Source organism: Phenylobacterium sp., from assembly GCF_036402295.1.
Lineage (GTDB): Bacteria > Pseudomonadota > Alphaproteobacteria > Caulobacterales > Caulobacteraceae > Phenylobacterium.
The window spans coordinates 1-8062 of sequence record NZ_DASWTE010000290.1; the positions used below are offsets into that span (position 1 = coordinate 1).

Here is an 8062-nt window from a genome sequence, read left to right on the forward strand (position 1 = left end):
ATCGCCGCCGAACGCGGCCGCGCCAAGCGCCCCGACGTGAAGCTCGGTATCTGCGGCGAGCACGGCGGCGACCCGGCCTCGATCGAGTTCTGCGAGAAGGTCGGCCTCGACTACGTCAGCTGCTCGCCCTACCGCGTGCCGATCGCGCGGCTGGCGGCGGCGCAGGCCGCCATCGGCGAGCGGGAGAAGGACCGCTGATCAGCCCAGCACCTGCCACCCGATCAGGCCCAGCGCGCCTGCGCTGAGCAGCAGGGCGATCAGCACCACGAGGCCGTCGCGCGCCACCAGGCCGACGCCGAACGTGAAGATCGCGAGCGCCGGGACGAAGGCAGCGAAGGGCAACAGCTCCAGCGGCGGTACGGCCAGCGCCACCAGCACGCAGGCCGCCGCCACGAGCCGGTCAGCGAGCGGCGTCGTCAGCGAGAGAAGGCGAGGGCGGACCACCCGGTCGACGACGTGCGCGAGCTTGCGGGACATCTTCACCGCCTTCGCCAGCCGCTCGGCCTTCACCGACAGCTTGCCGATGAAACGCGGGATCCACACCGATTGGCGCCCGAACACCATCTGTCCCGCAATCAGCGCCACGATCGCGGCCAGGACCGTCGGCGCGGTGGGGATCGCCGAGACCGGCGTCATGCCGAGGAGACCGCAGAGCAGAAGGAGGGGACCGAACGAGCGCGGCCCGAACGTCTCCACGATCTCGTCCACCGAAACCTTGGCGCCGTTGGTCTTCGCGGTGTGCGCCAGCGTCCTGAGCAGACCCTCGAGATCCTGCGCCTGCGCCGCCATACCAGCCTCCTTCACGGAGACCGGAACGCGCGACGGCGGCGAGGGTCGCACCGCCGGAAGGACCGGTGGCGCCCCGACCGGCGGCGTCCTAGGCTGGCCCCGAACTGGCCTCGGGGGGACGCCGTGGGAACTGGCCGTGGATGGGTGTCGAGGCGCGGGTTCGGCCTGGGAGCCGCCTCGCTCCTGGCGTTCGGGACAGCCGCGCGCGCCGCGGACTTCGATCTGGTGATCGAAGGCGGTCGGGTCATCGATCCCGAGACGAGAGTCGATCGTCCGGCCAACGTCGGCGTCCGTGGCGGCCGCATCGCCGCCATCTCGGCCGGCGCCCTGAGCGGCGGGCGGCGGATCGACGCCAAGGGCCTGGTGGTGGCGCCGGGCTTCATCGACCTGCACTCGCACGCCGTCTCCGACTTCGACATGCGGCTGAAGGCGCGCGACGGCGTCACCACGGCGCTGGAACTGGAGGCCGGGGGCTACCCAATCGGCGCCCTGGGCCAACTCGGCCCGGGGCGGATCAACTACGGCGCCAGCGTCGGGCACCGGGCGGTCCGGGTGTTCATCGCGACGGGTCTGCAGACGACCGTGACCCGACCCGACCCTGATCTGGTCACCAGCGTTCTGCGCCGCGAGGCCGAGTGGGCCTATCCGCGCTTCGAGGGCGAGCGCCTGAAGCGCATGCAAGCCCTGATCCGCGAGCAGGTCGCCGCCGGCGGCCTCGGCATCGGCCTGATGCCCGAGTACGTCCCCGGAGCCGGGCGCGACGAGGTGCTGGCCGTCTTCCGCACCGCCGCCGAGCTGCGCGCGCCGATCTTCGTCCACGTCCGCCGCTCCGCCAGCGCCAAGGACGACGGGCCGATGGCGGCCATGCAGGAGATGATCGCGGACGCCGCCGCCACCGGCGCGCCGCTGCACATCTGCCACATCGGCAGCAAGTCGCTGGGCGCGATCGAGCCGATCCTGGAGATGATCCACGGGGCCCGCGACCGCGGCCTGGACATCACCACCGAGGTCTATCCGTACACCGCCGGCAGCACGCTGATCGGCAGCGCCCTGTTCGATGAGGGCTGGCAGGAGCGGCAGGGCGCCGACTACGGCGACCTGGAATGGCCGCTGACCGGCGAGCGGCTGACGAAGGAGGCCTTCGACCGCTACCGCCGCGAACAGCCGGCGGGCTGGGTGATCCTCCACAATATCCCGAAGACCACTGTTGACCGCGCCATCGCCGACCCCCTGGTGATGATCGCCTCGGATGGCGTGCCGTTCGTCAACGGCCGGGCCCACCCGCGCGGGGCGGGCACGTTCGGACGCGTGCTCGGCCACTATGTACGGGAGCGCAAGCTGCTCACCCTCACCGAGGCGGTCCGCAAGATGACCCTCGCGCCCGCCCAGCGCCTCGAGACGATCTCGCCCGCGATGAAACGCAAGGGCCGGGTGCAGGTGGGCTGCGACGCCGACCTCGCGGTCTTCGATCCCGCCACCGTCATCGACAACGCCACCTTCTCCGAGCCGGCGAAGCCGACGACCGGCATCCCCTACGTGCTGGTGGCCGGCGTTCCTGTGGTCGATGGCTCGCAGATCGCAGAGGCGGCGTTGCCCGGCCGCTGGGTGCGGTCAGGCGCGGCCTGAGCTACCAGCTCCAGTCCTTCGCGCTGGCCTTGCAGCCGCCGTCCGGCCAGCCGGTCCAGCCGCGGCCGCGCACCACCCGGCCCGGCCGCGCGGCGGTGGGCTCGCCGTTCGCCAGGGCGAGCTGACCGTTCACGACCACCTCGCTGACGCCGGTCGCGAACTGGTGCGGCCTCTCGAAGGTGGCGTGGTCCTGGATCTTCGCCGGGTCGAACACCACCACGTCGGCGAAATACCCTGGCTTCAGCCGCCCGCGCTCGCGGAGGCCCAGGTTGTGGGCCGGCTGCGCCGAGAGCTTGCGCACCGCTTCGCTGAGGGTCAGCCGCTTCTCGTCGCGCACGTATTTGGCCAAGAGCCGCGCGAAGTTGCCGTAGGCGCGCGGATGGGTGGACGAGAGCGTGAAGGGCGGCTCGGGCGCCTGGGCCTCGGCGTCGGAGCCGAAGCTCATGTAGGGCAGGGCGACCTGGCGCGCGACGTTGGCCTCCAGCATCGAGAAATAGACCACCTGCACGCGGCTCCCGTCCTCGATGACCAGGTCGATGGCGGCGTCCTCGGGGCTGACGCCGCGCTCCTTCGCCACCTGGGCCAGCGTCTTGCCGGTCAGCGGCTTCAGCTTGGGGTTCTTGAAGCCCACCAGCAGCGTGCCGTCGGCGCCCGCGCCCTTCTGCAGGTTCTCGAAATCGGGCGTGCCCGAGCGCATCTCCCCGATCACCTTCGCTCGCGTGGCCGGGTCCTTCAGCCGCGCGATCCACTGCTCCACGCCGCCCGCCTGCACCCAGGTGGGCATCGCCGCGTCGAGGCCGGTCGAGCTGGCCGGATAGGTGTACATGTCGGTGGTGATGCGCAGGCCCGAGGCGCGGGCCGCCTCGATCTTCGCCAGGGCCGCGTCCAGCTTGCCCCAGTTGTCCCGTCCAGAAGCCTTCAGGTGGTAGATTTCGGCGGGCGCGCCCGAGCCCTGGGAGATCGCGATCAGCTCGTCGATCGCCTCCAGCAGCCGCGCCCCCTCCGAGCGCATATGGCTGATGTACATGCCCCCGCAGCGGCCGGCCTCGGTGACCAGCGCCGTCAGCTCCGGCGTCTCGGCGAACGTGCCGGGCGCGTAGATCAGCGACGAGCCGACGCCCAGGGCCCCTTCCTCCATGGCCTTCACGACGAGCGCACGCATCTCCGCGAGCTGCGCGGGCGTCGGATCGACGTCGCCTTCGCCCAGCACGTTCACCCGCGCGGTGGCCGCGCCCACGAACGAGGCCACGTTCACCGAGACGCCCTTGGCCTCCAGGAAGCGCAGGTACTCGTCCAGCGTGGTCCAGGTGATCGGATACTTGATGTCGCCCTGCCGCTGGACCTCCAGCCGCTTCATCTCGGCCGTCAGCGGCCCCATCGACGTGCCTTCGCCCATCACCTGCAGGGTCACGCCCTGGCGCAGCTCGGACTGCCCGCGGCCGTCCTGAACCAGGCTGTCGGTCGACCACGAGAGCATGTTGATGAAGCCCGGCGCGACCGCCTTGCCCTTGGCGTCGACGGTCTTGGCCGCCTGGCCGGGACAAGCTCCGACACAGACGATCCGGTCCCCCTTCACTCCCACGTCGCCATTCACCGCCGCGCCGCCCGACCCGTCGTAGATCGTCCCGCCACGGATCACGAGGTCGTAGGCGGATGTCGCGGCGGCGGCCGGCTGGGCGCAGGCGAGCGCGAGGCCGGCGGAGGCGGCGAACAGGACGCGTTTCATTCAGGACTCCCCACTGAGGCGGGAAGCGTAGCCCTACCGCTTCCGCACGAACACCGTCCCGGCCGAATAGCCCGCACCGAACGAGCAGATCAGGCCGGTCTCGCCCGCCGCGAAGTCGTCGTTGGCCTTGTGGAAGGCGATGATGGAGCCGGCCGAGGACGTGTTGGCGTACTCGTCCAGGATAATGACGTTCTCCTGGGGGGTCGGTTCGCGGCCCAACACGCGCTTCCCGATCATCTCGTTCATGTTGATGTTGGCCTGGTGCAGCCACATCCGCTTCAGGCCGTGGGGATCAAGCCCCAGGTCGTTCGCGTGCTCGACGATCATCTCGGCGACCATCGGCACCACCTCGCGGAACACCTTGCGGCCCTCCTGCACGAACAGCTTGTCCGCGGCGCCCGCGCCCAGCGGCGCGCCGCGGTTCAGGAAGCCGAAGTTGTTGCGAATGTTGTTCGAGAACTGGGTCTTCAGCCGCGTGCCCAGGATATCCCAGCCGCCTTGGGCCGCGTCGGCCCGCTCGACGATGACCGCGGTGGCCACGTCGCCGAAGATGAAGTGGCTGTCGCGGTCGCGGAAGTTGAGGTGGCCCGAGCAGATCTCCGGGTTGACCATCAGCACGGCCCGCGCCGAGCCGCCCGCCACGAAGTCGGCGGCGGTCTTGATGCCGAAGGTGGCCGACGAGCAGGCCACGTTCATGTCGAAGGCGAAGCCCTCGATCCCCAGCGCCTGCTGCACTTCGATGGCCATGGCGGGGTAGGGGCGCTGCATGTTCGAGGCGGCGCAGATCACCGCGTCGATCTGCGAGACGTCCTTGCCCCAGCGCTGAATGGCGTCCTTCGCCGCCTCGACCGCGATCTCCGCCAGGATCGACAGCTCGTCGTTCGAGCGTTCGGGGATGTTCGGCGCCATGCGGTCGGGGTCGACCAGGCCCGTCTTGTCGACCACGAAGCGCGACTTGATGCCCGAGGCTTTCTCGATGAATTCGGCGGACGAGGGGGTCAGGGCCTGCACCTCACCCGCGGCGATGGCGTCGGCGTTGGCGGCGTTGAAGCGCTCGACGTAGGCGTTGAAGGTCTCGACCAGTTCGGCGTTCGAGAGGCTGTAGGGCGGGGTGTAGAGGCCCGTGGCGGCGATCACCGCGTCAGTCATGCGTAGGCTCCGAACGCGAAAGCGCGACTGATACCACGCCCCCGGGCCCCGTCACGGACGATGTGGTTATTCGCGGTAAGGATGAAGCAAGCTCTAGTGTAGGACTCTGGTTGTCCCCCCGCTCGATTCGGCCCGCACGGCCGGATTCGCGAGGGTATTTTTTTGGATGGAGTCCTAGTCAGAATAATGAAGAAAGCTCTTATTTCCGCGGCCGCCGTCGCCGCTGCGCTGGCGCTCGCGCCAGCCGCCCAGGCGCAGGAAGCCGCGACCACCGGCGCCTACGTGAACTTCAACGTCGGCATCGCCGATTCCGGGCCGGCGAACCTCTGGGCGGTGCAAGGCCGCCTCGGCTATCGCTTCCATCAGAACTTCGGCGTCGAGGGCGAGATCGCCACGGGCATCAAGAGTGACGACATTACGGTCTCGGGGATCAGCGTCGACACGAAGCTGAAGCACCAGCTCGCCGCCTACCTCGTGGGCTTCCTGCCGGCCGGCGAGAAGACCGACCTGATCGCGCGTGTCGGCTACGGCACGACCAAGTTCAAGGCCAGCGCGGCCGGCGTGTCGGCCTCGGGCTCGGACGAGTCGTTCAACTTCGGGGTGGGCGTGCAGCACCACTTCGACGGCCTGAACGGCATCCGCGCCGACTTCACGCGCTACGAGTTCCAGGACGACGGCAACGCCAACGTCTGGTCGATCGGCTACTCGCGGAAGTTCTGATCTTTCACGGGAACGATCCCATGGGAGGGCCACCCGGCAGCGGGTGGCCCTCTTCATGTGTGGCGCCCAGGCCACAGACACCCGAAGACCACGGCGTCGCCATAGAACCGGCCGCCGAGCGCCGCGTTTGACGCCGATCCCATGAGGGCTTGGGCGGGCTGTCCAGGACGAGTACGGAGTTCCTCCCCCAAAATGAAGAACACTCTCATCGCCGCGGCCTCGCTGGCCGCGATCGCCGCCGCCGTTCCCGCCGCCGCCCTTGCCCAGGACGCCGCCGCCACCAAGGCCGGACCGTACGCCGGCGCGAACGTAGGCATCGTCGACGGCAGCGGCGGCCTCAACCTGAAGGCCATCCAGGGCCGTCTCGGCTACCGGTTCAATGACTGGATCGGCGTCGAGGGCGACCTCGCCACCGGCATCGAAAGCGACAAGGACACCATCGCCGGCGTCGACGTGAGCACCAAGCTGAAGCATTCGGCCGCCGCCTACGTGGTGGGCTTCGCGCCCATCGGCGCAAACACCGACCTGCTGGCCCGCATCGGCTACGGCACCACCAAGCTGCGCGCCAAGGCGGCGGGGGTCTCGGCCTCGGATTCCGAGGAGTCGTTCAACTTCGGCGTGGGCGCCCAGCACCACTTCGACGGCCTGAACGGCGTCCGCGTCGACTACACCCGTCAGGAGTTCCGCAACGACGGCGGCGACGCCAACGTCTGGAGCGTCGGCTACACGCGGAAATTCTAGCCGCGGGAGCTTGGGCGGCGGCGCGTTCCCAATCCCTCCAAGGATGCCACCGCCCGAAGGGAGGGCCGCTCTGTCGCAGGAGCGGCCTTTTCCTTGACCGCTTGTTCGCACGCGCCCACGCTCCCGCGTCATAAGGCGTGGGGAGCGAGGCGTTGAACGACGACTTCTTCGTTCAGTTGGCCCTCTCGGCCGCGGCCGTGGGCGCGCTGATCGCTCTGGCGGCCTGGGCCAAGATCGCCAAGCCCGTGGGCCCCCTCGACGACCACAAGGCCCGCGCCCTCCTGGCCGAGGAGTTCCCGGGCCGAACCATCGACGCCGTCTGGATCGCCTCGGATGGCTGCGGCGCCCTTGCCAAGTCCGGCGGCCTCGCGCTGGTCATCTGCCGCGTCGGCGACGGGTTCGCCGCCCGCCAGATCCCCTGGGGTCAGGCCGTGTCGGCCACGTTCAAGAACGGTCGCCTGTCGGTGAACCTCGACGACATCGCCGCGCCGACGGCCGTCATCTCGCTGCCGTCCTGGCCCCCGAAGAACCTGACCAAGGACCTCGCCGCGTGATCTACGCCGCCTTCGACCCGGTCACCCTCGCCACGCCGCTCTTCATCCTCACGATCATCCTCGAGATCGTGCTGGCCCGCTTCGGCAAGGCGCGCGCCCACTACGAGGCCAAGGACACCGCCGTCTCGCTGGGCATGGGCCTGGGCTCGACCATCTCGGGCATCGTCACCGGCGGCGTGGTCTTCGCCGCCACCCTGTGGGTCTACGAGCACCGGCTGTTCACGATCCCGATGACCGCCATCTGGGCATGGGCGGCGGTCTTCCTGCTCGAGGACCTGGTCTACTACTGGTTCCACCGCATCAGCCACGAGCGGCGGTTCTGGTGGGTCAGCCACGTGAACCACCACTCCAGCCAGCACTACAACCTGTCGACGGCGCTGCGGCAGACCTGGAGCGGCCACTGGAACGGCAGCTTCGCGCTGTGGCTGCCGCTGGCCTTCCTGGGCTTCCCGCCGGCCATGATTGCGATTCAGAAGGGGATCAGCCTCGTCTACCAGTACTGGATCCACACCGAGGCGATCCGGCGACTGCCGCGCTGGTTCGAGGCGGTGTTCAACACCCCGTCGCACCACCGGGTGCACCACGCCCGCAACCCGATCTACCTCGACAAGAACTACGCCGGCATCCTGATCATCTGGGACCGCATGTTCGGCACCTTCCAGCCCGAGCTGGACGCAGAGCCGTGCCGCTATGGCCTGGTGAAGAACCTCGCTACTTTCAATATCTTCCGCGTGGCCTTTCACGAATGGATCGCCAC

At 69.3% G+C, this 8062-nt stretch carries 9 protein-coding genes; 6 read left to right on the forward strand and 3 right to left on the reverse strand.

All coding sequences use genetic code 11. The features are described from left to right. Positions 1 to 198 (forward strand): putative PEP-binding protein (locus VGD44_RS17545; protein WP_331089478.1); only part of this gene is annotated, 198 nt, incomplete at its 5' end. Here VGD44_RS17545 and VGD44_RS17550 read toward each other — a convergent pair. Beyond that, positions 199 to 789 carry an exopolysaccharide biosynthesis protein gene (locus tag VGD44_RS17550; protein WP_331089480.1) on the reverse strand — a complete coding sequence of 197 codons (591 nt, stop codon included), beginning with the start codon at positions 787 to 789 and terminating at the stop codon, positions 199 to 201. Between the two features lie 144 nt (positions 790 to 933). Here VGD44_RS17550 and VGD44_RS17555 point away from each other — a divergent pair, with 144 nt between their 5' ends. Then, entirely contained in the window at positions 934 to 2415 is a 1482-nt protein-coding gene (locus VGD44_RS17555) for an amidohydrolase family protein (RefSeq protein WP_331089482.1), read from the forward strand. A 1-nt stretch (position 2416) separates the two neighbouring features. On the opposite strand, the gene VGD44_RS17560 is transcribed toward VGD44_RS17555, so the two are convergent. After that, positions 2417 to 4141 (reverse strand): D-aminoacylase, encoded by a 1725-nt coding sequence (locus VGD44_RS17560; RefSeq protein WP_331089484.1) that lies wholly within the window; start codon positions 4139 to 4141, stop codon positions 2417 to 2419. Between the two features lie 33 nt (positions 4142 to 4174). Then, positions 4175 to 5290: a beta-ketoacyl-ACP synthase III gene (locus VGD44_RS17565; RefSeq protein WP_331089486.1), complete on the reverse strand. Its 1116-nt coding sequence runs from the start codon at positions 5288 to 5290 to the stop codon at positions 4175 to 4177. A 186-nt stretch (positions 5291 to 5476) separates the two neighbouring features. Between VGD44_RS17565 and VGD44_RS17570 the strand changes: the two genes are divergently transcribed. The 4 genes from VGD44_RS17570 to VGD44_RS17585 form a co-directional block, all read left to right on the forward strand. After that, on the forward strand, positions 5477 to 6010 hold the full coding sequence (locus VGD44_RS17570; RefSeq protein WP_331089488.1) for a porin family protein: 534 nt from the start codon (positions 5477 to 5479) through the stop codon (positions 6008 to 6010). Between the two features lie 192 nt (positions 6011 to 6202). Then, positions 6203 to 6751, forward strand: coding sequence for a porin family protein (locus tag VGD44_RS17575; protein ID WP_331089490.1), 549 nt, complete (start codon positions 6203 to 6205; stop codon positions 6749 to 6751). A 152-nt stretch (positions 6752 to 6903) separates the two neighbouring features. Further along, positions 6904 to 7305, forward strand: coding sequence for a hypothetical protein (locus tag VGD44_RS17580; RefSeq protein WP_331089493.1), 402 nt, complete (start codon positions 6904 to 6906; stop codon positions 7303 to 7305). After that, a partial coding sequence (locus VGD44_RS17585; protein ID WP_331089495.1) for a sterol desaturase family protein occupies positions 7302 to 8062 on the forward strand: 761 nt, incomplete at its 3' end. The genes VGD44_RS17580 and VGD44_RS17585, both read left to right, overlap by 4 nt.

Excerpts from the sequence above, each read along its gene's own strand:
- VGD44_RS17550 (WP_331089480.1), bottom strand. The coding sequence starts at position 789 with ATGGCGGCGCAGGCGCAGGATCTCGAGGGTCTGCTCAGGACGCTGGCG.
- VGD44_RS17560 (WP_331089484.1), bottom strand. The coding sequence starts at position 4,141 with ATGAAACGCGTCCTGTTCGCCGCCTCCGCCGGCCTCGCGCTCGCCTGC.
- VGD44_RS17565 (WP_331089486.1), bottom strand. The coding sequence starts at position 5,290 with ATGACTGACGCGGTGATCGCCGCCACGGGCCTCTACACCCCGCCCTAC.
- VGD44_RS17570 (WP_331089488.1), top strand. The coding sequence starts at position 5,477 with ATGAAGAAAGCTCTTATTTCCGCGGCCGCCGTCGCCGCTGCGCTGGCG.
- VGD44_RS17575 (WP_331089490.1), top strand. The coding sequence starts at position 6,203 with ATGAAGAACACTCTCATCGCCGCGGCCTCGCTGGCCGCGATCGCCGCC.